Origin of the sequence: Shewanella sp. GXUN23E, from assembly GCF_050865035.1 — a bacterium.
Lineage (GTDB): Bacteria > Pseudomonadota > Gammaproteobacteria > Enterobacterales > Shewanellaceae > Shewanella.
Map to the genome: position 1 here is coordinate 193,694 of NZ_JBOZWP010000003.1, position 24,543 is coordinate 218,236.

At 58.6% G+C, this 24,543-nt stretch carries 28 protein-coding genes; 22 read left to right on the forward strand and 6 right to left on the reverse strand.

Features of this window, described 5'->3' with window-relative positions:
• Window positions 1-14: 14 nt before the first annotated feature.
• From fliP to ACRRUX_RS04630, 3 genes are read right to left on the reverse strand one after another with little or no spacing between them, the layout of a single operon-like run.
• Entirely contained in the window at window positions 15-797 is a 783-nt protein-coding gene (fliP, locus tag ACRRUX_RS04620; protein WP_432527851.1) for a flagellar type III secretion system pore protein FliP, read from the reverse strand.
• Entirely contained in the window at window positions 742-1,089 is a 348-nt protein-coding gene (gene fliN, locus ACRRUX_RS04625; protein WP_432527648.1) for a flagellar motor switch protein FliN, read from the reverse strand. Before fliN ends, fliP begins: the two co-directional genes overlap by 56 nt.
• Complete coding sequence (locus ACRRUX_RS04630; RefSeq protein ID WP_432527650.1) at window positions 1,082-1,963, reverse strand: FliM/FliN family flagellar motor switch protein; 882 nt, start codon at window positions 1,961-1,963, stop codon at window positions 1,082-1,084. The genes fliN and ACRRUX_RS04630 overlap by 8 nt, the downstream gene beginning before the upstream one ends.
• Before the next feature lie 510 nt (window positions 1,964-2,473).
• Here ACRRUX_RS04630 and ACRRUX_RS04635 point away from each other — a divergent pair.
• Genes ACRRUX_RS04635 through ACRRUX_RS04670 form a run of 8 tightly spaced genes read left to right on the forward strand, consistent with a single transcriptional unit; the run spans window position 2,474 to window position 10,151 of the window.
• Window positions 2,474-3,316, forward strand: a complete 843-nt coding sequence (locus tag ACRRUX_RS04635) for an OmpA family protein (RefSeq protein ID WP_432527652.1) — start codon at window positions 2,474-2,476, stop codon at window positions 3,314-3,316.
• The gene (locus ACRRUX_RS04640) at window positions 3,313-4,617 is read left to right on the forward strand and encodes a sigma-54 interaction domain-containing protein (protein ID WP_432527654.1); all 1,305 of its coding nucleotides are present in this window, start codon (window positions 3,313-3,315) and stop codon (window positions 4,615-4,617) included. Before ACRRUX_RS04635 ends, ACRRUX_RS04640 begins: the two co-directional genes overlap by 4 nt.
• Before the next feature lie 23 nt (window positions 4,618-4,640).
• Window positions 4,641-4,976 carry a flagellar hook-basal body complex protein FliE gene (fliE, locus tag ACRRUX_RS04645; RefSeq protein ID WP_432527656.1) on the forward strand — a complete coding sequence of 112 codons (336 nt, stop codon included), beginning with the start codon at window positions 4,641-4,643 and terminating at the stop codon, window positions 4,974-4,976.
• A 9-nt stretch (window positions 4,977-4,985) separates the two neighbouring features.
• Window positions 4,986-6,659, forward strand: coding sequence for a flagellar basal-body MS-ring/collar protein FliF (fliF, locus tag ACRRUX_RS04650; RefSeq protein ID WP_432527658.1), 1,674 nt, complete (start codon window positions 4,986-4,988; stop codon window positions 6,657-6,659).
• A gap of 19 nt (window positions 6,660-6,678) precedes the next feature.
• Window positions 6,679-7,665 carry a flagellar motor switch protein FliG gene (locus ACRRUX_RS04655; RefSeq protein ID WP_432527853.1) on the forward strand — a complete coding sequence of 329 codons (987 nt, stop codon included), beginning with the start codon at window positions 6,679-6,681 and terminating at the stop codon, window positions 7,663-7,665.
• Between the two features lie 4 nt (window positions 7,666-7,669).
• The gene (gene fliH, locus ACRRUX_RS04660; RefSeq protein WP_432527660.1) at window positions 7,670-8,392 is read left to right on the forward strand and encodes a flagellar assembly protein FliH; all 723 of its coding nucleotides are present in this window, start codon (window positions 7,670-7,672) and stop codon (window positions 8,390-8,392) included.
• Between the two features lie 5 nt (window positions 8,393-8,397).
• Window positions 8,398-9,714 (forward strand): FliI/YscN family ATPase, encoded by a 1,317-nt coding sequence (locus ACRRUX_RS04665; RefSeq protein WP_432527662.1) that lies wholly within the window; start codon window positions 8,398-8,400, stop codon window positions 9,712-9,714.
• 26 nt (window positions 9,715-9,740) lie between these two features.
• Window positions 9,741-10,151, forward strand: a complete 411-nt coding sequence (locus tag ACRRUX_RS04670; protein WP_432527664.1) for a hypothetical protein — start codon at window positions 9,741-9,743, stop codon at window positions 10,149-10,151.
• 97 nt (window positions 10,152-10,248) lie between these two features.
• Here the strand turns inward: ACRRUX_RS04670 and flgN are convergent, their stop codons facing one another.
• From flgN to flgA, 3 genes are all read right to left on the reverse strand, one after another.
• Window positions 10,249-10,710 (reverse strand): flagellar export chaperone FlgN, encoded by a 462-nt coding sequence (flgN, locus tag ACRRUX_RS04675; RefSeq protein WP_432527666.1) that lies wholly within the window; start codon window positions 10,708-10,710, stop codon window positions 10,249-10,251.
• Window position 10,711: 1 nt separating this feature from the next.
• Window positions 10,712-10,987: a flagellar biosynthesis anti-sigma factor FlgM gene (gene flgM, locus ACRRUX_RS04680; protein ID WP_432527668.1), complete on the reverse strand. Its 276-nt coding sequence runs from the start codon at window positions 10,985-10,987 to the stop codon at window positions 10,712-10,714.
• A gap of 150 nt (window positions 10,988-11,137) precedes the next feature.
• Window positions 11,138-11,863 (reverse strand): flagellar basal body P-ring formation chaperone FlgA, encoded by a 726-nt coding sequence (gene flgA / locus ACRRUX_RS04685; protein WP_432527670.1) that lies wholly within the window; start codon window positions 11,861-11,863, stop codon window positions 11,138-11,140.
• A gap of 161 nt (window positions 11,864-12,024) precedes the next feature.
• Here flgA and ACRRUX_RS04690 point away from each other — a divergent pair, with 161 nt between their 5' ends.
• The 14 genes from ACRRUX_RS04690 (at window position 12,025) to fliD (ending at window position 24,539) form a co-directional block, all read left to right on the forward strand.
• Window positions 12,025-12,375 carry a flagellar basal body rod protein FlgB gene (locus ACRRUX_RS04690; protein WP_432527672.1) on the forward strand — a complete coding sequence of 117 codons (351 nt, stop codon included), beginning with the start codon at window positions 12,025-12,027 and terminating at the stop codon, window positions 12,373-12,375.
• Window positions 12,376-12,397: 22 nt separating this feature from the next.
• Window positions 12,398-12,814 carry a flagellar basal body rod protein FlgC gene (gene flgC, locus ACRRUX_RS04695; protein ID WP_432527674.1) on the forward strand — a complete coding sequence of 139 codons (417 nt, stop codon included), beginning with the start codon at window positions 12,398-12,400 and terminating at the stop codon, window positions 12,812-12,814.
• Window positions 12,815-12,823: 9 nt separating this feature from the next.
• Window positions 12,824-13,489 carry a flagellar hook assembly protein FlgD gene (locus ACRRUX_RS04700; RefSeq protein ID WP_432527676.1) on the forward strand — a complete coding sequence of 222 codons (666 nt, stop codon included), beginning with the start codon at window positions 12,824-12,826 and terminating at the stop codon, window positions 13,487-13,489.
• Window positions 13,490-13,501: 12 nt separating this feature from the next.
• Window positions 13,502-14,701, forward strand: coding sequence for a flagellar hook protein FlgE (gene flgE, locus ACRRUX_RS04705; RefSeq protein WP_432527678.1), 1,200 nt, complete (start codon window positions 13,502-13,504; stop codon window positions 14,699-14,701).
• 9 nt (window positions 14,702-14,710) lie between these two features.
• Window positions 14,711-15,448: a flagellar basal body rod protein FlgF gene (locus ACRRUX_RS04710; RefSeq protein ID WP_432527680.1), complete on the forward strand. Its 738-nt coding sequence runs from the start codon at window positions 14,711-14,713 to the stop codon at window positions 15,446-15,448.
• Between the two features lie 14 nt (window positions 15,449-15,462).
• Entirely contained in the window at window positions 15,463-16,248 is a 786-nt protein-coding gene (gene flgG / locus ACRRUX_RS04715; protein WP_432527682.1) for a flagellar basal-body rod protein FlgG, read from the forward strand.
• A 20-nt stretch (window positions 16,249-16,268) separates the two neighbouring features.
• Window positions 16,269-16,931, forward strand: coding sequence for a flagellar basal body L-ring protein FlgH (gene flgH, locus ACRRUX_RS04720; RefSeq protein ID WP_432527684.1), 663 nt, complete (start codon window positions 16,269-16,271; stop codon window positions 16,929-16,931).
• A gap of 11 nt (window positions 16,932-16,942) precedes the next feature.
• On the forward strand, window positions 16,943-18,061 hold the full coding sequence (locus tag ACRRUX_RS04725; protein WP_432527686.1) for a flagellar basal body P-ring protein FlgI: 1,119 nt from the start codon (window positions 16,943-16,945) through the stop codon (window positions 18,059-18,061).
• Complete coding sequence (locus ACRRUX_RS04730; protein ID WP_432527688.1) at window positions 18,061-18,483, forward strand: rod-binding protein; 423 nt, start codon at window positions 18,061-18,063, stop codon at window positions 18,481-18,483. The genes ACRRUX_RS04725 and ACRRUX_RS04730 overlap by 1 nt, the downstream gene beginning before the upstream one ends.
• A complete protein-coding gene (gene flgK / locus ACRRUX_RS04735) occupies window positions 18,480-19,856 on the forward strand; it encodes a flagellar hook-associated protein FlgK (RefSeq protein WP_432527690.1) in 1,377 nt (458 codons plus the stop codon). The genes ACRRUX_RS04730 and flgK overlap by 4 nt, the downstream gene beginning before the upstream one ends.
• 14 nt (window positions 19,857-19,870) lie before the next feature.
• Window positions 19,871-20,788, forward strand: a complete 918-nt coding sequence (gene flgL, locus ACRRUX_RS04740) for a flagellar hook-associated protein FlgL (RefSeq protein WP_432527692.1) — start codon at window positions 19,871-19,873, stop codon at window positions 20,786-20,788.
• A 90-nt stretch (window positions 20,789-20,878) separates the two neighbouring features.
• Entirely contained in the window at window positions 20,879-21,898 is a 1,020-nt protein-coding gene (locus tag ACRRUX_RS04745; RefSeq protein WP_432527694.1) for a hypothetical protein, read from the forward strand.
• A gap of 103 nt (window positions 21,899-22,001) precedes the next feature.
• The gene (locus tag ACRRUX_RS04750; protein ID WP_432527696.1) at window positions 22,002-22,802 is read left to right on the forward strand and encodes a flagellin; all 801 of its coding nucleotides are present in this window, start codon (window positions 22,002-22,004) and stop codon (window positions 22,800-22,802) included.
• Between the two features lie 375 nt (window positions 22,803-23,177).
• Window positions 23,178-24,539 carry a flagellar filament capping protein FliD gene (fliD, locus tag ACRRUX_RS04755; protein WP_432527698.1) on the forward strand — a complete coding sequence of 454 codons (1,362 nt, stop codon included), beginning with the start codon at window positions 23,178-23,180 and terminating at the stop codon, window positions 24,537-24,539.
• Window positions 24,540-24,543: the final 4 nt, after the last annotated feature.

Here is a 24,543-nt window from a genome sequence, read left to right on the forward strand (position 1 = left end):
CAGGGTTCCGGGCGCTAGCCAAAACTGGCGGTGAGCGTGCCTACAGTCATCGACCAGCCATCGGCCAGCACAAACACCATCAACTTGAAAGGCAGCGAGATAATCAGCGGCGACAGCATCATCATGCCCATCGACATGAGCACAGACGCCACCACCAGATCGATCACCAGAAACGGCAGATACAGCAAAAAGCCAATCTGAAAGGCGGTTTTCAGCTCAGACAGTACAAAGGCCGGCAACAGCACAAAAAACGGGATTTCATCGGGTTTGAGAGTCACCGGCTCATCGGCGATTTTGAGCATCTGCTCCAGATCGGTTTCCCGGGTCTGCGCCAGCATAAAGCCCCGCAAAGGGGTCTCAGCACGGCTGACCAGCTCAGGCAACTCAATCTGACCGGCGTCATAGGGCAGATACGCCTGCTGATAGATCTCCTCCCCCACAGGGCGCATGATGAACATGGACAGCACCAGCGCGATGCCAATCAATACCTTATTGGGGGGGCTCTGCTGCAGACCCAGCGCCTGGCGCAGGATCACCAGCACGATAATGATGCGGGTAAAGCAGGTGGTCATCATCAGCATGGCGGGCAGAAACCCCAGCACTGTCATCAGCGCCAGGATCTCCAGTTTGATATTCACCTTCTGGGCATCATCGCCCTGACCATAGGTCAGCAGCGTCAGGCCATCGGCCGCCTGGGAAGGAAACACGGCGAGCAGCAGCAAGACTGCCAGCCACAGCGGATTAATCCTGCATTGCGGCAATGCCACCGGCTTCAACCTCCAGCAAGCGCACTCCATAGCGACCATTAACTTCAACCACTTCGCCCCGGCCCAGCAGGGCACCGTTGACGCGGATATCCAGCGGCTCACCGACCATACGATCCAGGGTGATCACATCGCCCTGCCCCAAACGGGTCAGCTCACCCAGCGACATCTCGGCACTGGCCAGCTCCAGACTCACCTGCACCGGCAGTTGATTAAAGAACGCCATGCCGCGACTGGGCTTGCTTCTGGCCACCGGCGCTTCGTCGGCAAACAGATCATCATCCAGCAGGAAATCGTCGTCATTTAACAAAGTGGACTCAGACACGGGTTACTTCCTCTTCTTGATAGGCATCTTGATTCAAACGGGCGACCAGCGCGCCCTCATGGGCATGCACACTGGCGTAAAACAAAGGCCGCAGTCCCAGGGAAACCGGGCAGCGGCGATGCAGATTGAGTGGCAACACATCACCCACATTCAACTGTGACAGGGAATCTACCGGCAGATGCTGACGCCCCACCTCGAGTTTCACCTTCACCGGGATCTGCAGCAGGCGCTGCTCCAGCCGAGCCGCCAGATCGTCGGCAACCTGATGCTGGATAACCGGGGCGCTGAGCAGATTCAGCAGCGCATCTGTCATGGCAAACTGCATGGGCGCTGCCGGATAGTCCTCAGCAAAGGTCAGCTGCCAGCACGCCGCCACATCGGCAGGAATACCGGCGGACAGCACTTCCAGCTGCAACTGTTCATCGTCCAGGGGCCTGAGCGGCATGGTGGCCAGCGCCGCTTTGATAAGCTTCAGCCCAAGCCGGAATTCCGATTGAGTCGGCGCACGCAATGGCGAAAACAACAGGCCGCTCTGACCGCCGTAGTGACTGCTGGCCAGCTGCTCGAGGGTGCAGCGGTCGATACGCCACAGCGCCAGCACCCGACGCTGAAGGCTCAGGGAAAACCAGACATGGTCGCTGCACGCCGTCAGGCTGTGCGCTTCGGGGCTGAGCGTCACCCGCTGAATACCGGCGCCACCCTGTCGCATCAGGGGCTTGAGCACCTGATTGATGTTGCTGCACAGGCGCTGTTGTCCCTGCTCCAGCGCCAGTAACAGACGGCTGCGGGCTAGCTTTTCCTGCACCAAATCCACCGATCTCACAGTCACCTGACTGCCTGCAGGCAGCACCTTTGCTTTGGCAGTAGTTTTCATCCGATTGCCCCGAAATTTATATTTCTTTGAATTGATTTCTTAAATCATATTTTTGACAGCTGACAATTAATTGTCGCCTTAAATATCGCAATTCAAGTCGCGCACATTAATAAACCAAAGTTCATTTATAAGCGACAAAAATAAATCAAAACTTTAATCCAGTGATTAATATTTTTATATTCAGCTCAGTTTTTAATCATCCACATAGATAATTAAACCCGTTTAATTATTATTTGACGCAGCCAGTCAAAATGCCAGTTTATTGACACAAGAACCCAGCCCTGACGCGGAAAACAGAGAGGTTGACACCTTAACACCCCTTAAGCTAATTTGTGCCAACTTTATTTATTCAAGCTAATTTCGCTTGATGCTAAATAGAAATAATTCGAACTTCAAGATAATAAAAAATATAAGAAAACATTCTGTTAGCTTCTCTAACACACGATCAAGTTGAGGATGATTATTATCATGCCGGTTGTTTGTTATTTATTCGGCGCAATATTGTTAAGCATGACTTTTATTTGTCAGGCAAGCGCACAGCCAACCCGTTATCAAACCCCGCTTGAACAGGTGCAATGGCAATTTGAAGGCGATATTTTTCATTGCCGCTTATCCCAGGACATAGCCGGCTTCGGCAGTCTGGCACTGACCCTGCTGCCAGGCAGCGCGCCTGAGCTCAGCCTCAATGCCGACTGGCTCAGCCAGGCCGGTACCACAGTGGCCAGTACCGTCGGCTCCAGCTGGGCACAGGACACAGTCACAGATACCCGCATTCCCATGCACTGGCAGGAGCGCCGCGCCATTGCCCGGGGCCAGCAACTGAACCGGTTCATTGAAGCGCTGGAGCAGGGACACAGCTGGCAGGTCGATATTGAGCAGCACCAGCAGGTCGCCTATCAGCTGACCGCCGCTCCAGTGCGGGTCAGCGCAGCAGTCCAGGCCTGGCGTCAGTGCCGCCGCGATTTGCTGCCACAACCTTTTGAATACGTAAGACAAAGAGCCATTCAGTTTGCTTCTGCCAGTGCCGACCTGAGCGCCGACGCCGAGCAGGATCTGCGTGCCATCGCCCAATATGTCAGAGCCGATGCCGGCGTCAGCGGCGTGATGGTGGATGGCCATGCCGACAGTCAGGGCAACCGCATTGCCAACCTGGTACTCAGTCAGGAGCGTGCGCAGAACGTGGCGTCGCGGTTGATCGAGCTGGGAGTGAACGCCGATAAACTGCAGGTATTCCACCACGGCACCCGCCAGCCTATCGCCGCAGATGACTCTGCCGCCGGACGGCAACTCAACCGTCGGGTGGTCGTCAGACTGGTTCGCGCCGCCGGTACATCACAGGAGGCCGCGCGATGACGCTGCGCATTTCCCTGCCACAGGGCTGTATTTCCGCGCGCTGCCAACAGCAGCTGGATGCGCTGGGCTTCAGCCTTGAATGCGGTATTGCCGCCCCCTGGCTGACACTGGTGGATCTGTCCGGGTGTCAGGCCGCTGAGGTCAGCGCCCGGCTCAAAGGACTGCGCAGTCGTAATCTGGTGGCGCTGCTCAATCCCGAACAAACTGAGCTGGCCAGTGCCGCCATGGGCTGTGGCGCCCAGGACTATCTGCTGCTGCCGCTGGATGAAGTGCAGCTGGTCAATCTGGTGCAGCGCCTGCACCGACTGGAGCAGGCGGATCAACATCTGGTGGCCGCCTCGCCCATCAGCAAACAGTTGCTGATGCTGGCCCACCGCGCCGCCATTACCGATGCCAGCGTACTGCTGACCGGTGAAAGCGGCACCGGCAAAGAGCCGCTGGCGCGCTACATTCACCGCCATTCAGGCCGCAGCGACAAACCTTTTATCGCGGTCAATTGCGCCGCCATTCCCGAACATATTCTGGAATCCGTGCTGTTTGGTCATGTCAAAGGCGCCTTTACCGGGGCAACCCATGATCAGCCGGGCAAATTTGAGCTGGCCAACGGCGGCACCTTGCTGCTGGATGAGATTGGCGAACTGCCGCTGATGCTGCAGGCCAAGCTGTTGCGGGTATTGCAGGAGCGGGAAATCGAGCGGGTAGGCAGTCACAAAACCATTAATCTGGACATTCGCATCATCGCCGCCACCAACAGAGATCTGCGCCAGGCCGTGTCACTGGGGCAGTTTCGCGAAGATCTGTTCTACCGCCTTGACGTGTTGCCCCTGAATATCCGGCCGCTGCGGGAGCGGAAGGAAGATATTCTTCCGCTGGCGGAACATTTTATTCAGCGCTATCAGCACCTGACCCAGGGCCAGAGCTGTTATTTCTCCGACGCGGCCCGGCAATTGCTGCTCAGTCACAGCTGGCCGGGCAATGTGCGCGAGCTGGAAAACTGCATCCAGCGCTCACTGGTACTGCGCCGTGGCCAGGCACTGCAGGCTGCCGAACTGGGCATTCAGGGCGCGCCCTCGCTGCCAGCGGCCACACCGTCAGATCCCCCCGGTGAAGGCCTGAAGGCATCAAAGAAACATGCAGAATTCCAATACGTTATCGATACCCTCAAGCGCTTTGCCGGACACAGGGCGCGCAGCGCCGAATCGCTGGGCATGACCACCCGCGCCCTGAGATACAAGCTGGCGCAGATGCGTGATGCCGGTATCGACATCGACCAGTTGCTTGAACAGGCGCAGGCCGCCTGATCTTCACCCCAAAGGAAGTCACTATGTCACTCCCACTGAACAGTACAGCGACGGATATGCGCCAGACCATGCAGGTCCATCAGGAGCTGGCCAAAGGGGCGATTAAGCCCGCCAATATTTTTGCTGAGCAGGCGGTGCCTGTGTCCTTTGCCGATTTGATGAAGCAGAAGGTCGCCTCGGTCAATCAGGATCAGCAGCTGTCCAGTGCCATGGTCCGGGCCGTGGATACCGGCCAGAGCGATGATCTGGTGGGCGCTATGGTCGCCAGCCAGAAGGCCAGCCTGTCCTTCGCCGCCCTGATGCAGATCAGAAACCGCCTGGTTCAGGCATTCGATGACGTCATGAAGATGCCCATTTAAGGACCCCCCATGTCGACCACCTTAACTCCTTCCTCTTCCGGCTTTGTCACTGATCCCGGCACCGGTATCAAGACAGTGAAACAAAAACTGCAGCGCTTCACCAAAGGCGATCAACAGGTGATCGCGCTGGCGATTCTGGCCTCTGTGGTTGCCTGCGTTATCGTGCTGCTGCTGTGGACCAGCTCCCAGGGCTATCGCCCGCTGTACGGCAGCCAGGAGAAAATCGACTCCGCCAGCATCATCGAAGTGCTCGATGGCGAGGGCCTGAACTACCGGCTGGATGCCAACTCAGGGCAAATTCTGGTACGTGAAGATCAGCTGGGTGAAATCCGCATGCTGCTGGCCGCCCGTGGCGTCAAGGCACAGGTGCCATCCGGCATGGAATCCCTGGGCGATGCTGCGCTGGGCACCAGCCAGTTTATGGAGCAGGCCAAGTACCGCCACAGCCTCGAAGGTGAGCTGTCGCGCACCATTATGGCGCTGGAGCAGGTACGCCATGCCCGGGTGCATCTGGCCATTCCCAAGCGCACCCTGTTTATCCGCGCCGAGCCGGAAAAGCCCACCGCCTCGGTACTGCTTGAACTCTACTCAGGCACTAAACTGCAGGAAGCGCAAATCGCCGCCATCGCCAATCTGGTGGCCGGCAGCGTCACCGGCATGACCCCGGACATGGTGCAGATAGTAGATCAGGCAGGTAACTTCCTCAGTGCCGATGTCACCTCCAATCAGGACATCACCCAGGCCAGGGACAAGCAGCTGAACTACACCCATGAGCTGGAGCAAAGCCTGATCAAACGCGCCGAAAGCATGCTCGACCCAATTCTGGGGGCAGGCAACTATCAGGTGCAGGTGGCTGCCATGGTCAACTTCAATCAGGTCGAGGAAACCCGCGAATCGCTGGATCCGCAGGCGATTGTGACCCAGGAAAACCTCAAGACAGATGAAACCAATAACTCCATGGGGCTGGGCATTCCCGGTGCGCTGAGCAATCAGCCAGCCACGGCTGCAACCGAAGACAGCAACAACAGCCGCAATCTCAGCCAGCACCAGAACCGCCAGTACGCAGTTGGCCGCGCGGTGCGCCATACCCGCTTCCAGCAGATGCAGCTGGAAAAGCTGTCGGTCTCTGTGCTGGTCAACAATGCCGTGGCCGGTGATACCGGCTGGCAGCCGCAGCAGCTGGAGCAGATCACCACTATGGTGCAGGACGCCATCGGCTTTAACAGCGCGCGCGGCGATACTTTCAGCATCAGCAATTTTGCCTTCCTGCCCGCCAAGGAGGTGGTGTTTGAGCCCCTGCCCTGGTGGCAAACCAAAGATTATCAGGCATACCTGAGATACCTGATCGGCGGTCTGCTGGGGCTGGGACTGATTCTGTTTGTGCTGCGCCCTCTGGTCAGCCATCTGGTGCGCACCACCAGCGTGCCGACAAGCCCACAGCCACAACCTGCGCTGTCACAGCAAGCACCGTCAGCCGAGCCGCAGGCCGACGACGAATACCAGGGCCACAGCCTGCCCGGCGCACAGCCACAGCTAATGCAAACCGCACTGGCGCAATCACTGCCACCACCGGGTTCACCGCTGACCGTCAAGATGCAGCACCTTGGCCTGCTGGCCAACGAAGAACCGGCCCGCGTCGCCGAAGTGATCAGCCATTGGATAAGAGACAAAGACAGTGAATGACGAACTGCTGAACATCAAAATGGATAACCTGGAGCAGGCCGCCATGTTGCTGCTCAGCATGGGAGAGGAAGGAGCTGCGAAGGTAATGGCCCACCTCGATCGGCATGACGTGGAGCACCTGAGCTACAAGATGGCGCGGCTGTCCTCCACCACTCAGCAGGAAGCCGAAGCTGTGCTCAATCGCTTCTTCGGCCGTTACGAAGAGCAGGCCGGTATCGCCCGCGCGTCGCGCACTTATCTGCAAAAAACGCTGGATCTGGCGCTGGGTGACAGGGTCGCCAAGAGCCTGATCGACAGTATTTATGGCGATGAAATTAAAACCCTGGTCAAGCGCCTGGAGTGGGTCGATGCCAAACTGCTGGCCCGCGAACTGCTGCACGAGCATGTGCAGCTGCAGGCGGTGATGCTGGGGCTGCTGCCACCGGAAACTGCCGCTCAGGTGCTGGCACACCTGCCGCGCATCAATCAGGATGAAGTCCTGGTTCGCATAGCCCAACTGGGCGAGCTGGAGCGGGATGTGGTCGATGAACTGCGCCAGTTAGTGGAGCGCTGCATGCTGATGGCCATGGAAAAGAGCCACACCCAGGTGTCCGGCGTCCGTCAGGTAGCCGACATCCTCAACCGCTTTGACGGTGACCGCGAGCAGCTGATGCAGCTTATTCGCATGCACGACAAAAAGCTCGCCAGTGAAGTGGCCGATAATATGTTCGACTTCATCATCCTGGGTCGCCAGAAGGCCGAAGTGCTGCAGGAAATCATCGCCGCCGTCGATGCCGACACCCTGGCGCTGGCACTCAAGGGCATAGACGCAGAGCTCAAGCGCACCCTGCTGGGCGCCCTGCCAAAACGTATGTCGGCCGCCATTGAAACTCAGATGGACGCCCTGGGTGGCGTGCCTTTGAGTCAGGCCAATGACGCCCGCCGGCAGATCATGGAGATCGCCAAAGAGATGATGAGCGACGGCAAGATTGAACTGCAGCTGTTTGACGAACAGGTAGTGGAGTAAGCCCATGGAAACAAGACGTTGGCGCCTGAACGGCACCTTTGCCCGCCGTCACCAGTTCGCGCCGCTGCAGGCCCGTGAAGCGGGAGAAGCCGACAGCGGTGAATGGCAGGATTATCAGCAGGCCTTTGATAAAGGCTATGACGAAGGGATCAGTCAGGGCTTTGAAGCCGGTCGTCAGAATGGCGAAGAGGAAGGCAAGCGCGCCGGTTATGCCGCCGGATTTCATCAGGGCCGGGTTGAGGGCCAGCAACAGGGCAAGCTGGATATCGATCAGCAGCTGAATGAGATCATTACCCCCATCAGCGCCCTCAGGGCGCTGCTGCAGGAAGGCCACCAGCAACAGGTGCAGGAGCAGCAACAGCTGATCGTGGATCTGGTGCGCCGGGTTGCCCATCAGGTGATCCGCTGTGAACTGACGCTGCAGCCGCAGCAGATCATGGCACTGGTCGAGGAAACCCTCAGCGCCCTGCCCGCCAGCAGCAAAGATATCCGCATCCACCTGCAACCGGCGGCGGTGAATGAGCTCAAACAACTGGCGCCGGAGAAAATCAAAGACTGGCAACTGGTGGCCGACGCCGGGATCAGTCAGGGCGGTTGCCGCATTGTCAGTGATCAGTGCGATGCCGACGCCTCCATGGAAACCCGGCTCGATGCCTGTATGGATCAGGTCGAGGCGCATCTGGCCCGCCAGGTACAGGCGGACAAGTCCGGCGCAGCCGGAGCCTGAACGCCATGACTGCCGAGCTGCTCAACTGGCCGACTGTGCCCGTTGCCAAAGTGTATGGTCGCCTGACCCGGGTCAACGGCCTGCTGCTGGAGGCGGTGGGCTGTCATCTGGGCACGGGCGAGCGGGCACTGGTGGAGTGCCGTGACGGCTCGCGGGTGGAAACCGAAGTGGTCGGTTTTCACGGCGATACCCTGTGCCTTATGCCTATCTCCCACACCACAGGCCTGATGCCGGGCGCCAGAGTGATGCCCATCGATGCCAGCTACCGCATTCCGGTCGGGCCCGGGCTGCTTGGCCGGGTACTGGACGGTCTGGGAGAGCCCATGGATGGTCTTGGGCCACTCAGCGGCATTCATCTGACGGCGCCCTGTACCCGAGCCCCCAATCCATTGCAGCGCCAGCCCATCAGCCAACCGCTGGATGTGGGCATACGTGCCATCAACGCCCTGCTGCCCGTCGGGCGTGGCCAGCGCCTGGGGGTGTTTGCCGGACCCGGTGTTGGCAAGAGTGTGCTGCTGGGGATGATGACCCGCTTCACTGAAGCCGATGTGGTGGTCGTCGGGCTTATCGGCGAGCGTGGCCGCGAAGTGCGGGAATTTATCGAGCAATCACTGGGCGAGGCCGGACGCCGCCGCGCCGTGGTGATCACCGCGCCGGCCGATACGCCGCCACTGATGCGGCTGCGGGCCATGCGCCTGTGCCATCAAATCGCCTGTCAGTTCCGGGATGAAGGCCGCCAGGTATTGCTGCTGGTCGACTCCCTCACCCGTTACGCCCAGGCGCAGCGGGAAATCGCCCTGAGTCTGGGCGAACCTCCGGCCACCAAAGGCTATCCGCCTTCGGCATTCGCCCAGCTGCCGTCACTGGTGGAAATGGCGGGTAACGGCAGTCATCCCGATGGCAGCCTCACCGCCTTTTACACTGTGCTGGCCGAGGGTGATGACCCCAGCGATCCGGTGGCCGATGCGGCCCGTGCCATTCTCGACGGCCACTTTGTACTGAGCCGCAAGCTGGCAGAAGCCGGTCATTTCCCGGCGCTGGATATCAACGCTTCGGTCAGCCGTCTGGCGTCACAAATCGCTTCTGGCTCGCAGCTGGAGGCCATTTCAACCCTGAGGCAACTACTGGCGCGCTACCAGGAAGTGCGCGAACTGCTGCCACTGGGCGGCTATCAGCCGGGGCAGGACGCCCAGCTGGATATGGCGGTGCGCGCCTATCCCGTCATCGCCGGGTTTCTGCAACAGGGCACGGATGAATGCCACACCACCACAGCCAGTCTTGAGCAGCTGACACAGCTGCTGGCCCAGATACGTCAATCATAGATACGTCAGTCATAGGTTCGTCAATCATGAATGCCCTTATCAGATTATCAGCGCGCGAAGAGGATAAACTCAGGCAACTGGGGGAGCACCGTCGTGAGCTCGGACAAAGGGTTGCACAGCTGCAACAGCAGCTGATCAGCTTAAGGCAGCTCAGTGAGGAATATCAGGGTGGCCGTCACAGCCATGCGCTGCTGTGGCAAAACCAGCAGCAACTGTGTAATCAGCTTGAGCCGATGGACAAGGCGCTAGAGCGGCAACTGGCGCTGACTGTGCTGGAGCAGCAACGGCTGGATAAACTCTGGCAGGCGCAGCTGGGCCGCTGGCAGGGACTGAACTGGCTGGTTCAGCAAAAAAAGCAGGCACTGCAGCAATGGCAGGCCCGCCAGGAACAAAAAGCGACGGATGATCTGGCCGGCAGGCGCAGTCTGCGTCAATAGTCCAAAGAGGAAGTCGGCAACCTTCTGGCTAATCGATACGCCAGCACTCGTTTAACATGCCATTGTTCATATATCTTGTTCAGCCCAATCAGCTGCATCAGCGCGCAGCATATGAATCGCAAGGATAAGGCGTCTGCCCGGCAGCGCCCTTAGGCTGGCTGTGCAGCAGATCGCGGATAAGCTCCTGCTGGCGCACCAGCAAACGGCCATTCTGCTCATTGGCGGCCTGACAGCTTTGTCCCAGTGCCAGCAACTGCTGCCAGCGATCTTTAACCTGCAGCGCCACCGCCCCGGGTAACGCCCTGAGCAACTTGTCCATACCCGCGCCATCGGCGCTGACACCAATAGCCTGCAGCAACTGACTGCGCTGCTCAGCACTTTGGCTGAGGCGAGTGACCAGTGCATCCTGATGGCGATTGTGCTCAAGCAGCGCCTCGTTATCCCGTCCCAGCATCAACTGACGTTGACTCGCCAGCAGTTGCTGCAACTGCTGATAGTCAGCCACATCCTGTGTGATGCCGCGGATAAGCGCCTGCAGCAGGGTTTTCTTGTCTGCCATATCAGGCGTGCTGACGTAGCATGGCAGAGGCGATCTGACTGACATCCAGATCGAAAGTGCCCTCTTTCAATGACTGACGCAGCGCGGCAACCTTGTCGGCATCAAAGTCGCTGGTCGTTTTCAGCTGCTCATGGCCCTGCTCCAGCAGGTGCCAGTCCTGGCTGACGGCTGTCTGTTGCTTGGCCGGCTGAGACTCAGCCTGCTTTACTTGCGTGGATGCGGGCTTCTGGCCGCTGACCAGAGTGACCGCTGGGGTCGTGGTCTTTCTGATTTCCATCAGTGGTCTCCGTTATAGGCTTCTATCCGGTTAAAACGACCGCAGCCGTCAGCGACTGAAATCGACCCATAAAACAACCAGGCTTTGGCTGTCACAGGGCCTTGACTAACACCCGGCGGCAGCTAAAACCTTGCTGTTACCAAACCTGAACTAAAACCGGGTTGCCACCACGCCGGCGGCGATGGGGTAAGCGGTAATCACCTTGCCCGAGCTTAAATTCTTCACCCGGATGGCCTGACCTTCAGCGCCATTTTCCAGCGCCTGTCCCGGCATGCGGGCGACAAATCCGGCACTTTTGGCCTCGATCACCACCTGCTCACCGGCGCTGACCCAATCCTGCAGCTGTAACTGTCGTTGACTGACAGGGGTGTTGGCACGAATGCGCCTGACCACCTGTTTCCCCTGCAATTGCTCAATACGGGTGACCAAAGCTGTATCTGACGCACTTAATGTCTGCCATTGCCAAACAATATCGCCGGCAGCTATGGCTTCACCCCGGGTTTTACTCAGCCTCAGCACCGGCAGTTTGGCCTCCACTTCCACGCTGGCGCGCAGCACCAACTGCCACTTGGGCGCATCACAGCTGGCCCGCAGGGAGATCTGCCCCCACAGGGCAGCCGAATCGGACACTGTCTCAACATCCGGTGTCTGCTCACAGCGGGAGAGTCTGGAAATCCCTGATGGCAGTTTAACGTCCACCCGGGTTTTCAGTGGCGCCAACCCGACACCCTGACGCCACCCGGTCAACCGTTCCAGCAGCAACTGCTGACTTTGCTGCTGCAATTGCGTCGCCGCGCTCGCCACAGGCTCAGTCGCCAGCAGCGGCAGTGACACTGTCCACAGCGCCATCAGCAGGAACCCGATCCATCCCGGCACGGGGAAACGCCGGGGGGAAGTCCCAGCGGGAAAACGGGAAAAGCCTGTTCCGCCAAATCGACGAGAAAAAGAATAACTCATTGTATTTGCTTAATTTAATAAGTTGGCACGCTATTTGGTATCTAGCTTGAAAATGCCGACATACCTTACTGGGAGCCACCATGACTATCAAGCTTGATGAAGCCCTCGGGGTTCACCCCCAGATGCTGGACTTCAGAGTTGAGCGCAGCAAGATGCTGGCCAGCAACCTGGCCAATGCCGAAACCCCTGGCTATCAGGCCAAAGATCTGGACTTTTCCGCCCTGATGACGGGGCTGAATGCCGGTATGCCCATGTCCCGCGAGTATCAGACAGGCTACCGCATCCCCCATCAGGCCAGTGCCGATGGCAATACCGTTGAGCTGGGCGAAGAGCAGGCACGCTTCTCCCAGAATGCCATGGATTTTCAGACCAGCCTGACCTTCCTCAACATGAAGATCAGCGGTATCCGCGGCGCCATCGAAGGCAAATAACTCAGGGAGTTAACCACAGACCATGTCATTCAACGAAATTTACAGCATCTCCGGCAGCGCCATGACAGCCCACACAGTGCGGCTCAACACGGTCGCCAGTAACCTGGCCAATGCCGGGGTGGCTGCCGAAACGCCGGAGCAGGCCTACCGCGCGCTCAAGCCGGTATTCGCCACCAGCTATCAGCAGGTGGCGGGCAAAACCCCGGGCGCCGGGGTGGAAGTGGCCGCCATCGTCGAGGCCGATGCGCCGCTGCAGATGCGCTACGAACCGGATCACCCGTTTGCCGATGAAAAAGGCTATGTGGCCTATTCCAACGTCAACACCATGGAAGAGATGGCCGACATGATGGCCGCCAGCCGCGCCTTTGAGACCAGTGTTGAGATCATGAACCGCGCCCGCAGCATGCAGCAGGGGCTGCTGCAGTTAGGCAACAAGTAAGGACACACCATGTCAGTACAACTTCAGGCCAACGCCGCCAAGGCAAGCCAGGGCAACAATACGGTCACCCCCAATGCCAATGACGCCGCCGCGCTGAAAAATGAATTTATGACCCTGATGATCGCCCAGATCCAGAATCAGGACCCCACCAATCCCATGGACGCCAACGAGTATGTCAGCCAGCTGGCGACCTTCTCTCAGGTGGAAAGCCTGGAGCATATGCGCCAGAACCAGACCACCCAGATGATGATGATGGAAAACCTCGGCATAGTGCAGTCAGCCTCGCTGATCGGCAAAAACGCCATGGTACCGGCCGACAGCGTCGAGCTGGATGGCGACACAGTCAAGGGCAAGGTCTATCTGGACCACGCAGTGGAGTCGCTGGATATCGAGCTGGTCAATGATCAGGGCGAGGTGGTCAGCACCATCAATCTGGGCAGTCAGGAAAAAGGCGACATTGCCTTCGCCATCGACCCGCAGGCGCTGGGTCTGCCCAAGGGCGAATATGAACTCAAGGTTGCCGCCAAAGCAGGGGAAAAAACCGTGGAGGCCAAGAGCTTCCTGTCCGCCCCCATCACCAAAATTCACTTTATCAGCGCCCAAGGCATGATGATGGCCGAAATGGGCCACGGTCTTGGCACTGTGTCTGTGCTGGATATTTCTGAAGTTTCTTAAAAGGATAAGCCCATGTCTTTCAACATTGCCCTGAGCGGCCTGCAGGCCACCAGCCAGGATCTGAATACCATCTCCAACAACATCGCCAACTCCTCCACTGTGGGTTTTCGCGGTGGCCGCAGCGAGTTTGCCGCCATCTATAACGGCGGCAACCCGGGCGGCGTCAACGTGGCCAACACCAGCCAGAACTTCTCCATGGGCGGCTCGCTGACCTACACAGGTCGTCAGTTGGACATGGGCATTCAGGGTGAAGGTTTCTTCGTACTCAATGGCAGCGATGGCACCAAGATGTACTCCCGCGCCGGTATGTTCAGCCAGGATGCGCTGGGCTTTGTCACCGATCCGGCCGGTAACCGGCTGCAGGGCTTCGGCGTGGGCGCTGGCGGACAGTTGCAGAATGGCAGCATAGGCGATTTGCAGATCAAAACCGGTTCACTGCCTGCCAAAGCCACTTCTGAGATTGGTCAGGTCTCCAATCTGGATGCGCGGGTGGATGCCATTGACCCGGCCGTGACGCCGTTTGATGCCAACGATCCGGCCAGCTTCCACTCCTCCGGCACTGTGACTGTGTACGACTCACTGGGCAATGAACACGCCCTGACCCAGTACTATGTGAAAACCGGCGACAACAGCTGGAATGTGCACTACATGATGAACGGCGCCGAAGTCGGGCCTGAGGGTGGCCATGCCATCACCTTCGACAGCAAGGGCAAACTGGCCAGCGGTGGCGATATCACCCTGGATATTCCGGGCATTTCCGGTGCCGACAGCCTGCAACTGGCGCTGGATTATGGCAGCTGCACCCAGTATGCCGCCGACTACAACAACTCCAGCCTGAGTCAGGATGGTTACACCGCCGGTGAGCTCAACGGTATTCGTCTGGATGACAGCGGCATGATCTTCGGCACCTACACCAATGGTCAGGAGCAGCTGCAGGGCCAGGTGGTACTGGCGGACTTCAACAATCCCAATGGCCTGACACCGGTTTCCAACAATGCCTGGGTCGCGACCGCCGCAGCCGGTCAGGCGGTGATTGGCGCGCCGTCATCCGGCACCATGGGCTCCATCACAGGCGGCTATCTTGAAGGTTCCAACGTGGACACCACGGCGGAAATGGTCAGCCTGATGACCGCCCAGCGCAACTATCAGTCCAACGCCAAGGTGCTGGATACCAACTCCACCATGCAGCAGGCGCTGCTGAACGCAATCTGACGGTAAGCCATGGACAAGATGCTCTACACCGCGGCTCAGGGTGCCAGCCGCATTATGCAGGCCCAGACCATTGCCGCCAACAACCTGGCCAACGCCGATACCCCGGGCTTTAAGGCAGATCTGCAGCACGTTGCCGCCATGCGGGTGGACACAGTGCCTGCCGCCCTGCCCACCCGGGTACTGGCGCACACCCAGGACAGCGGCTTTTCCTCAGCCGCCGGTGTGGCACGCGCCACCGGCCGAACGCTGGATCTGGCTATCCGCGGTGACGGCATGTTCACCGTGCAGACCGATGCTGGCGAAGCCTATACCCGCCATGGCGGACTGGTGGCCGACGCCAATGGTCAGCTGACCATAGATGGCCGTGCCGTGGTCGGCGTTGACGGCCCGATCGTGCTGCCCGCCTACCGCGACCTGTTTATCAGCGACGAAGGCATGGTGTCTGTACTGCCTGATGCCGGCGGCATTATCGAAGAGGTCGGCCAGCTCAAGCTGGTCAATCCGCAGCAGGCCGATATCCGCAAGGCCGAGGATGGCCTGTTCTATGGGCTGGACGGCAACGAGCTGGCCGCCGCCAATGATCAGGTACGGGTGGACTCAGGGGTACTGGAGAGCAGCAATGTCGGCGCGGTCAATGAACTGATCGCCGCCATGGATTTAAGCCGCCAGTTTGAAGTTCAGGTGAAATTGATGAAAAGCGCAGAGAAGCTGGCCGACGCCGGTAACCGTCTGCTGCGCGACGCTTAACAGGAATACACACTATGCACAGCGCACTTTGGGTCAGCAAAACCGGTCTGACCGCCCAGGACGTCAAGATGACGACCATTGCCAACAACCTGGCCAACGTCAACACCACAGGCTTCAAGCGTGATCGCGTGGCCTTTAACGATCTGTTCTACCAGACGCAGCGTCAGCCCGGCGGCCAGGTGGATGAACTCAATCAGCTGCCTGCCGGTCTGCAGCTGGGTACCGGTACCCGGGTGGCCGGCACCCAGAAGGTGTTTACTGGTGGCGATATCATGACCACCAACCAGCAGCTGGATCTGGCCATTGAAGGTCAGGGCTTCTTCCAGGTGGAAGAACCCAATGGCGACCTGGCTTACAGCCGTGACGGTCAGTTCTACCGCAATGCCGATGGCCTGATGGTGACCTCTCAGGGCTTGCCACTGGTGCCGAATATCGAGATCCCCGAAGATGCGCTGACCATCACCATAGCCACTGACGGCATAGTCACTGCCCAGCTGGCAGGCCAGAGCGACGCCCAGGAGCTGGGGCAGATCACTCTGGCTCACTTCACCAACCCGGCCGGGCTGGAAGCCCGTGGTAACAATCTGTACCGGGAAACCGATGCTTCGGGTGCCGCCATCGAGGGCGTGCCCGGCGATGAGGCGCTGGGCCAGCTGCGCCAGGGCGCACTGGAAGGCGCCAACGTCAATGTGGTGGAAGAGATGGTGGAGATGATCTCCACCCAGCGTGCCTACGAGATGAACGCCAAAGTGGTGTCCGCCTCCGACGACATGCTCAAGTTCCTCAATCAGGCGCTGTAACCCAGAGATAAGGAGCTGATATGCGGCTTGTTGGACTGTTTCTGCTGCTGGTACTGGGGGGCTGCGCCTCCCATATTCCCGCGCCGGAGCAAAAACCCGGCACCCCGGACTGGGCGCCGCCGGCCATTGACTACACCCTGCCCGACGCCAAAGACGGCAGCGCGTTTCGTGCCGGCTATATGCTGACCCTGTTCAAGGATAAGCGGGCCTATCGGGAGGGCGATATTCTCACCGTAAATCTGGAAGAGAAAACCTACTCCAGCAAGCGTGCCAACACCCAGACCAGCAAGTCGCAGGAGATGTCCATGGGCATTCAGGGCAGCAGCGACGGTGGCAGTCTGGCGGCCAGCGGCGATGGCTCGCTGAGCCGTGGATTCAACGGCGCCGGTTCCACCACCCAGCAAAACCAGCTGACCGGCTCGATTACCGTGACGGTCGCCAAGGTGATGCCCAATGGCGTCCTGCTGATCCGCGGTGAAAAGTGGCTGCGCCTGACCCAGGGGGATGAGTATCTGCGGCTGCTTGGGCTTATTCGCGCCGAAGATATCGACAATGCCAACACCATCTCCTCCCAGCGGATTGCCGATGCCCGCATTATCTATGGCGGTCAGGGTGCCATTGCCGACAGCAATGCCATGGGGTGGGCGGCCCGCTACTTCAACAGCCCCTGGTTCCCACTGTGACAAGAGTGATTATGAAGCGAATTTTTTACGCCCTGGCGCTGTGTATCAGCCTGCTGGCGACACCGACTCAGGCCGCCGAGCGCTACTTGATGGATATCGTCGATGTTCAGGGCATACGTGACAACCAACTGGTGGGCTATGGCCTGGTGGTGGGTTTGGACGGTACCGGCGACAAAACTCAGGTGAAGTTCACCAGCCAGTCTGTGGTCAACATGCTCAAGCAGTTCGGGGTGCAGATTGAAGATGGCACCGACCCCAAACTCAAGAACGTCGCCGCCGTGGCCGTGGTTGCCACTGTGCCGCCACTGGCCAGTCCGGGACAGACGCTGGATGTGACCGTCTCCTCGCTGGGCGATGCCAAAAGCCTGCGCGGCGGCACCCTGCTGATGACCCCGCTGCGCGCCGTGGACGGCGAAATCTATGCGGTGGCCCAGGGTAATCTGGTGGTGGGCGGCGTCTCAGCCGAGGGGCGCAATGGCACCTCAGTCACCATCAATGTGCCCACAGTGGGCAGCATTCCCAACGGCGCGCTGCTGGAAGCCGCCATCAGCAGCAGTTTTGCCGACAATGCCACTGTTACCCTGAATCTCAAGCAGCCCAACTTCACCACCGCCCGCAATATCGAGCGTGCCATCAACGGCCTGTTCGGCCCGGATGTGGCCAAGGCGCAGAGTCATGCCAAAGTCAGCGTGCGCGCGCCCCAGAGTGAACGTGAGCGGGTGACCTTTATGTCCATGCTCGAAGAGGTGCAGGTTGCACAGGGCCGCAAGATCCCCAGAGTGGTGTTCAACAGCCGTACCGGCACTGTGGTGCTGGGTGGCGATGTGGTGGTGCGCAAGGCCGCCGTCAGCCACGGCAACCTGACCGTCACCATCACAGAGCAGCAAAATGTCAGCCAGCCCAACGGCGGCTACTTTGGTCAGGCGACCGGGGAAACCGTGGTGACCAGCGACTCCAAGGTGGATATAGATACCGGCAATGGCCATATGTTCATCTGGCCCGAAGGCACCTCGCTGGAAGAGATAGTGCGTGCCGTTAACAGCATGGGGGCCTCACCCATGGATCTAATGGCGATATTGCAGGCGCTGAGCGAAGCCGGCGCGCTGGAAGCGGATTTGGTGGTGATCTGATGAAACTAACCAATAACCAGGGGGTACTGGGCAAACTGGATGCCGGCGACCTGATCAAAAGCAATGGCGAATACGGCGCGCTCAAGCAGGTCAGCCAGCAGTTTGAAGCCCAGTTTCTGCAAACCGTGCTCAAACAGATGCGCACCGCCAGCGACGTGCTGGCCGATGAGGACAGCGTATTTTCCTCGCAGAATGATGGCATGTACCGCGACTGGTACGACAGCGAGCTGGCCGGGCATTTAAGCCAGGTGCAGTCCACCGGTCTTGCCGAAGTGATGACCGCACAACTGGCTGCCGGGCTTCAGTCCGGCGACGGTGCGGTCGCTCTCAATCAGCATAGAGGACAAGCCCAGCAACAGCCTGTCACCCACGCCATGCAGCCAGCGCTGATCCTGCCGTGGGTGTCCAAGGAGCCGAAATGAAAATGATCAACACCGCCTTATCCGGCCTCAATGCCAGCATGGCGGCACTGCAAACCATGGCCAATAACACCACCAATGGCATGACGCCCGGCTATTCCCGCCAGCAGGTGGTGTTCAGCTCAGTGGGCGGTGGTGCCTATGGTGCCGGTACAGGGGTGATGATTGAAGGAGTGCGGCGCATCTCGGATCAGTATCAGGTGGCCCAGTTGTGGCGCACCAGCTCGGATGTGGGCTTTGCCCAGGTGCAGGACAGCTACTTTGGCAACATAGAGCAGATCTTCGGCGCCGAGGGCAACAATATCTCCAAGGGACTGGATCAGCTGTTTGCCGCCATGAACTCAGCACTGGAGCAGCCCAACGAAATTGCCTACCGCCAGGCGGTACTCAATGAGGCCAACGGCATGGCGCAGCGCTTCAACTCCATCGCCGAAGGCATCAATGCCCAGCAGCAACAGATTGAAGGACAACTGGGCGCCTCGGTCAGCGAGGTGAATACCCTGCTGAAGAACATCGCCGGTTTCAACAAAGAGATCAGCGCCGCCCAGGCCAGCGGCACACCACCTGCTTCCCTGCTGGATGCCCGCGATGCCGCCATCGATGAGCTGGCAGGCCTTTTGGATATCCGCGTAGTCACCGACAGTCAGGGACTGGTCAATATCTCCTTGGCTCAGGGACAGCCCCTGCTCAGCGGCACCACTCATGCCAGTCTGCAAAACAGCACAGATGCGGCCAACCCGGATAAATCCGTACTGGCAATCCGCTTTGGCGATGCCAGCTTTCCGCTGAATGAATCCGCCGGTGGCAGTCTGGGCTCACTGATTGAGTACCGCGACAACAGCCTGAGCCAATCCAAGGCCTTTATCGATGAACTGGCTTCTACCCTGGCCGATGAGATGAATGCCGTGCTGGCCCAAGGCACAGATCTCAACGGCAATCCGGTCACCGAGCCGCTGTTCATTTACGAGGCCGGCAATCCATCCGGCAGCCTGCGCATCAATAAGAACCTCAAGCCCGAGATGCTGGGTTTCGGTAAAGATGGCAGCCCGGGGGATAACTCCAACCTCAAGGATTTAATTGCCCTGGCCGACAAGGAGTTCAGCTTTGACTCGCTGGGCACCAAAGCCTCCATGGGCGATGCCTTCGCCGCCAAAGTGGGTCAGCTGGGCTCCAGTGCCCGTCAGGCCGATATGGACAAAGACACGGCCATGGCGCTGCAGAAAGAAGCCCGAACCCAGTGGGCCGCCACCAGCGGCGTCAATCTGGATGAAGAAGGTGCCAACCTCATCATCTATCAGCAGGCGTATCAGGCCAATGCCAGAGTCATCGCCACCGCCGACCAACTGTTTCAATCACTGCTGTCCAGCTTTAACTAACGGAAGAGACTGATATGCGCGTTGCCATGTTGAACATGTACACCTCCAATATCTACAGCATGCAGAATACCCTGAGCACCATGGCGCATCTGGAGCAGCAGATGGCCAGCAGCAAGGCACTGCTGCGACCTTCCGATGACCCGATCGGCACGGTCAAGGTGCTCACCAGTGAACGTCATCTGGCGGCCACCGAGCAGTACATCAAGAATATCGACTCCCTGTCCTCCAGCCTGGAGCGCAGCGAAACTTACCTCTCCGGCATGGTGGATCTGCAAAACCGCATGCGCGAGATCTCGCTGCTGGCCAGCAATGGCAGCGCCTCGGCCGAAGACAGAGCCGCCTATGCCAGCGAGCTGACCGAGCTGCTGGAAAGCATGGTCGACAGCGTCAACGCCAAAGATGAGGCAGGCAACTATCTGTTTTCCGGTAATAAAACCAATACCGCTGCGGTCGCCAAAGACGCCTCGGGCCAATATGTGTATCAGGGCGACAACAACCACAGAGAGGTGCAGACCTCGGCCAATGCCTGGACCGAAGCCAATGTCACCGCCGGTGAGTTTCTGTTTGCCAATGGCAGCACGGATTTGCTGAATCAGACCCAGGCCCTGATCGACGCCCTCAATGATCCCGCCATGAGCCCGGGTAACAGCGGCTTTGATAACGTCATTTCACAGATGATGACCACCCTGGATGACACCCTGGACAGCTGCAACAGCGCCATTACCGATATCGGTGGCAAGCAGAACAGCCTGCAGCTGGCCAAGGGTGCCCATGAGGAGATGGCATTGTTTAACGAAGAGGTGATTGGCGAAACCGAGGCGCTGGATTACCCCAGCGCCGTGTCTGAGTTTCAGATGCGATTAACGGCGCTGCAGGTCTCCCAGCAAAGCTTTGTCAAAATCAGCAAGCTGAGCCTGTTCAATCACCTTTGAGCTTATACCAAGTTGGTATAACCCCGACTTCTCTTGCGGCATCAGTGCCCGATCAGCTGATGCCGCCTTTTTATTTTAGGATCAGCACACATGATCAACGGCGTATCCGATGCCCTCAGACTGGCGGGACAATTGGCTCCGGTCAGCCAGACCGTCAAATCCAGCCTCAGCGGCACAGATAAGCCATCAGCCAATGCCCAGGCCAGTGTCGGGCAGTTTCGTGCTACCGCCTTCGAGCGCTGGGCGCAAATGACCCAGGCCCAGCACAGGGTCAGCTCTGCCCAGCTCGCCATTCAGGCACAAAACAGCCTGCTCGGGTCGCTCAAACAGATGCTGAGCCTCATCCCGCAGGCGATGAAACAGCCACAGGCGCAGGCCAGACTGGAGCAACTGCGCAGCCAGCTGTGCAGCAACAGACCCTGCTATCTCGGCCTGCCGCTGCTGGATCATCAGTTCAGCCTGCGACTCAATCCTGCAAGACCGCAGCGCCGGCGGTTTCGGCTGCGCTCAGTCAGCCTGACTACGCCCAAAGCCAGAGATGAGCAGCTGATGTGGCAACTGCCCACCGCGGATGGGCCTGTGGTGCTCAGCCTGCAGCTGCCGGCCAACGCTCAGGCGCAGGAGCTGGCCGCATTGCTGAATATGGCGCTGGCGCCCCATGGCATCGGCATTGAGGGCAGTGAAGATGGCCGGGAAACCCTGCTGGAGTGTGACGAGGCACTCTGGCCACTGCTCAAAGACGGGCTGCAGCTCAAAGGTCAGGGCTACCGCTTGCCCGCAGGCGAAAGCCGGCAGATCAAAGTGCAGGAGATACTGCACTGGCAGGACCCCAGAGAGTGGGATCTGAGCAGCGCTGCCGGACTCAAACAAACCGAAATCAAATTGCAGAAGGTGTATCGCAAACTGAGTGAGCAGATCCGCCAGACCCAGGCTCAGTTGCAGCATCTGGGCACAGTGCTGCACACCCAACCGGCCGCGCCTGAAGCTGAACTGCTGCAAACCGTCAGCACCCAGTTCGCCCAAAGCCCCTTTGCCGGTCAGCTCAAAGCCCTGCTGGCACAGGCCAATCTCGGCCGCCAGCAGGCCAAAGAGCTTTTAAATAACCAATAAATACAGTTAGTTATAAATTATTTTAAGGGATAAATTCAGTTTGGTTTTTGCCTGTCGCTCTTTTCTCTGTGAGACATAGATAATTTCGCAACGGAGACTTACCATGCTGTCTGTACATACTAACTACTCTTCCCTGGTCGCCCAGAATTCTGTCAACAAGAACAACAGCCTGCTGTCAAACGCCATGGAGCGTCTGTCTACTGGTCTGCGTATCAACGGTGCCGCTGACGATGCAGCCGGTCTGCAGATCGCCAACCGCCTGAACGCCAACGTAGTGGGTATGACCACTGCCAGCCGTAACGTTAACGACGCCACTTCCATGCTGCAGACTGCCGATGGCGCGCTGGACGAGCTGACCAACATCGCCAACCGTCAGAAAGAACTGGCGACTCAGGCTGCCAACGGCGTGAACTCCTCTGCTGATATGACTGCTCTGAACGATGAATTCCAGGCGCTGACCACTGAAGCTGCCCGTATCATGAACAACACCGAATACGCAGGTAACAACCTGTTCGACAAGCTGAACGCCGGTGTGAGCTTCCAGATCGGTGCAGGCAGCGCAGAAAAGCTGACCGTAACCGTGGCTGACCCGGCAGCGGTAACCGGTGACCTGACTTCTCAGGCCAACGCCACCACAGCTATCGACACCATCGACACTTACATCGACGCCGTTGGTGCGGCCCGCTCTAACCTGGGTGCCAACATCAACCGTCTGGAGCACACGGCGTCCAACCTGGCCAACGTGACTGAAAACACCACTGCTGCTGCCGGTCGTATTATGGATGCCGATTTCGCCAAGGAATCTGCTGCCATGACCAAGAACCAACTGCTGGTGCAGGCCGGTACCAACGTACTGTCCAAGGCCAACCAGAACACAGGTCTGGTTATGGGTCTGCTGGGCTAATTGGAGCCCGGGTCGGTTCACCCCATCGAAGCGACCCACTTTCTCCTTATACCTCCCGTTATCGTGTGCAACGCCCTCTTTCGAGGGCGTTTTTTATTTCACGCTTGCGCCATAAATGTCTCATCCCGGCTTTAAACCCAGCCCTCCATGGCCGCCTTAAACAAACAGAAGGAAGCGGTTAAACACAGGAAATTTCGGTTCCGCCCCTTCCTCTGCCAAGGGGAAATTCCGCATTTCCCTTACGCCACCAACAAAGCATTAATTGCTTTAAAAAACTGAACCTTACAACTCAACAACCAGCTGGCATATGGCTTGCTATGGCAGAGCACAGACTCCACCCATGGCCTGCGTCCAAACCAGCGCAGGAGGACAAGCATGATTTCCGGAATGAGCGGAGCCCAATTCGCCGAGCAGCTGATCGCCGCCGAGCGCATGGGCAAGGACCAACTCTACAAAGCACAGAAGACCAAGTATCAGGATCAGCTCGATGCCTACAAGCTGCTGGACCGATCCATGGACAAGATCATCAGCAAGCTGGAGAAGCTGGAAAACGGTGCCTTCGAGGCCAAGAAAGCCGAAGTAACCGGTGAGAATGCGGCCATCACAGTCAGCAAGGATGCGCCGGCCGGTGACTATGAGATGCAGGTTCATCAGCTGGCTCAGGCCCACCAGCTGAGCAAGAGTTTCAGCTCGGAAACCGAGTTGCTGCCCTCCTCCGGGGTGCTGAGCATCAATGTCGCCGGCAAGCAGCTGGATCTGGATATGTCTGTGCTCAACGCCGATGGCAGCAAAACGGTCACCAGCCTGCGGGACATGATCAACCAGCATCCGGATAACCCGGGCGTGCAGGCGAGCCTGGTGCGCACAGGAGGTCAGGTTGAACTGATGCTGACCTCCAAAGAAACCGGTGCCGCCAGCAATATGAGCGTGCAAATGAACGGCGCCGACTGGGGCATGACCGAACGCCGTGCGGCGCAGGATGCGCAAATCACCTTAAACGGCATCGACATCAGCAGCGCCAGCAACCAGCTGACCAATGTCATCGATGGCGTGGACATCGAACTCAAGCAGGCCCACAGCGCAGGCCAGTCCAGCATGATCAGCATCAAGGCGGACTATGAGGCCAGCGAACAGGCGGTGGAAGACTTTGTCGATGCCGTCAACGACCTGCTCAATCAGATCAACAGCCTGACCCGCTCTATGGGCGCCGAAGTGCTGGATGAGGACGATAAAGACAAGGACAAAGACGACAAGGATGAGGACAAGGATGACGATCGTCCTACCTCGGTGGATGAAGATCAGATTGGCATTCTCAAGGGTGACAGCACCATTCGTACCCTGCAGGGCAAGCTGCGCAACATAGTGTTTGCCGAGGCCCCCAACGGCATGCGCCTTGGCGATATCGGCATTGAACTGACCCGCAGCGGCAAGCTGGAAATCGACTCGGACAAGCTCACCAGCGCACTGAAAAGCAATCCGGCCGGACTGACCGAGATGTTCACCGCTAAAGGTGGTCTGGTCGATCAGCTGGAAACCACCATCACCCCCTTCACCAAGTTTGACGGTTATCTGGATAACAAGAAGGACACCCTGGACGGCCAGCTGGATCGGGTGGAAGACAATATGGATCGTCATAACCGTCTGATGGAACAGAGATATCAAATTTATCTGGGGCAGTTCACTGCGATGGAATCCGCCATCAATGAAATGAACTCCGCCAGCATGCTGTTTTACTGAGGAC

Bases quoted from the DNA above. Each gene is read 5' to 3' on its own strand.
- fliH (WP_432527660.1), top strand. From the start codon at position 7,670: ATGGAAACAAGACGTTGGCGCCTGAACGGCACCTTTGCCCGCCGTCAC.
- flgM (WP_432527668.1), bottom strand. From the start codon at position 10,987: ATGGAAATCAGAAAGACCACGACCCCAGCGGTCACTCTGGTCAGCGGC.
- ACRRUX_RS04700 (WP_432527676.1), top strand. From the start codon at position 12,824: ATGTCAGTACAACTTCAGGCCAACGCCGCCAAGGCAAGCCAGGGCAAC.
- ACRRUX_RS04665 (WP_432527662.1), top strand. From the start codon at position 8,398: ATGACTGCCGAGCTGCTCAACTGGCCGACTGTGCCCGTTGCCAAAGTG.
- ACRRUX_RS04640 (WP_432527654.1), top strand. From the start codon at position 3,313: ATGACGCTGCGCATTTCCCTGCCACAGGGCTGTATTTCCGCGCGCTGC.
- ACRRUX_RS04725 (WP_432527686.1), top strand. From the start codon at position 16,943: ATGAAGCGAATTTTTTACGCCCTGGCGCTGTGTATCAGCCTGCTGGCG.
- ACRRUX_RS04635 (WP_432527652.1), top strand. From the start codon at position 2,474: ATGACTTTTATTTGTCAGGCAAGCGCACAGCCAACCCGTTATCAAACC.
- fliD (WP_432527698.1), top strand. From the start codon at position 23,178: ATGATTTCCGGAATGAGCGGAGCCCAATTCGCCGAGCAGCTGATCGCC.
- fliF (WP_432527658.1), top strand. From the start codon at position 4,986: ATGTCGACCACCTTAACTCCTTCCTCTTCCGGCTTTGTCACTGATCCC.
- ACRRUX_RS04690 (WP_432527672.1), top strand. From the start codon at position 12,025: ATGACTATCAAGCTTGATGAAGCCCTCGGGGTTCACCCCCAGATGCTG.
- flgH (WP_432527684.1), top strand. From the start codon at position 16,269: ATGCGGCTTGTTGGACTGTTTCTGCTGCTGGTACTGGGGGGCTGCGCC.
- flgN (WP_432527666.1), bottom strand. From the start codon at position 10,710: ATGGCAGACAAGAAAACCCTGCTGCAGGCGCTTATCCGCGGCATCACA.
- ACRRUX_RS04750 (WP_432527696.1), top strand. From the start codon at position 22,002: ATGCTGTCTGTACATACTAACTACTCTTCCCTGGTCGCCCAGAATTCT.
- fliP (WP_432527851.1), bottom strand. From the start codon at position 797: ATGGAGTGCGCTTGCTGGAGGTTGAAGCCGGTGGCATTGCCGCAATGC.
- ACRRUX_RS04745 (WP_432527694.1), top strand. From the start codon at position 20,879: ATGATCAACGGCGTATCCGATGCCCTCAGACTGGCGGGACAATTGGCT.
- flgL (WP_432527692.1), top strand. From the start codon at position 19,871: ATGCGCGTTGCCATGTTGAACATGTACACCTCCAATATCTACAGCATG.
- ACRRUX_RS04710 (WP_432527680.1), top strand. From the start codon at position 14,711: ATGGACAAGATGCTCTACACCGCGGCTCAGGGTGCCAGCCGCATTATG.
- flgG (WP_432527682.1), top strand. From the start codon at position 15,463: ATGCACAGCGCACTTTGGGTCAGCAAAACCGGTCTGACCGCCCAGGAC.
- flgC (WP_432527674.1), top strand. From the start codon at position 12,398: ATGTCATTCAACGAAATTTACAGCATCTCCGGCAGCGCCATGACAGCC.
- ACRRUX_RS04670 (WP_432527664.1), top strand. From the start codon at position 9,741: ATGAATGCCCTTATCAGATTATCAGCGCGCGAAGAGGATAAACTCAGG.
- ACRRUX_RS04630 (WP_432527650.1), bottom strand. From the start codon at position 1,963: ATGAAAACTACTGCCAAAGCAAAGGTGCTGCCTGCAGGCAGTCAGGTG.
- flgE (WP_432527678.1), top strand. From the start codon at position 13,502: ATGTCTTTCAACATTGCCCTGAGCGGCCTGCAGGCCACCAGCCAGGAT.
- ACRRUX_RS04730 (WP_432527688.1), top strand. From the start codon at position 18,061: ATGAAACTAACCAATAACCAGGGGGTACTGGGCAAACTGGATGCCGGC.
- flgK (WP_432527690.1), top strand. From the start codon at position 18,480: ATGAAAATGATCAACACCGCCTTATCCGGCCTCAATGCCAGCATGGCG.
- fliE (WP_432527656.1), top strand. From the start codon at position 4,641: ATGTCACTCCCACTGAACAGTACAGCGACGGATATGCGCCAGACCATG.
- ACRRUX_RS04655 (WP_432527853.1), top strand. From the start codon at position 6,679: ATGGATAACCTGGAGCAGGCCGCCATGTTGCTGCTCAGCATGGGAGAG.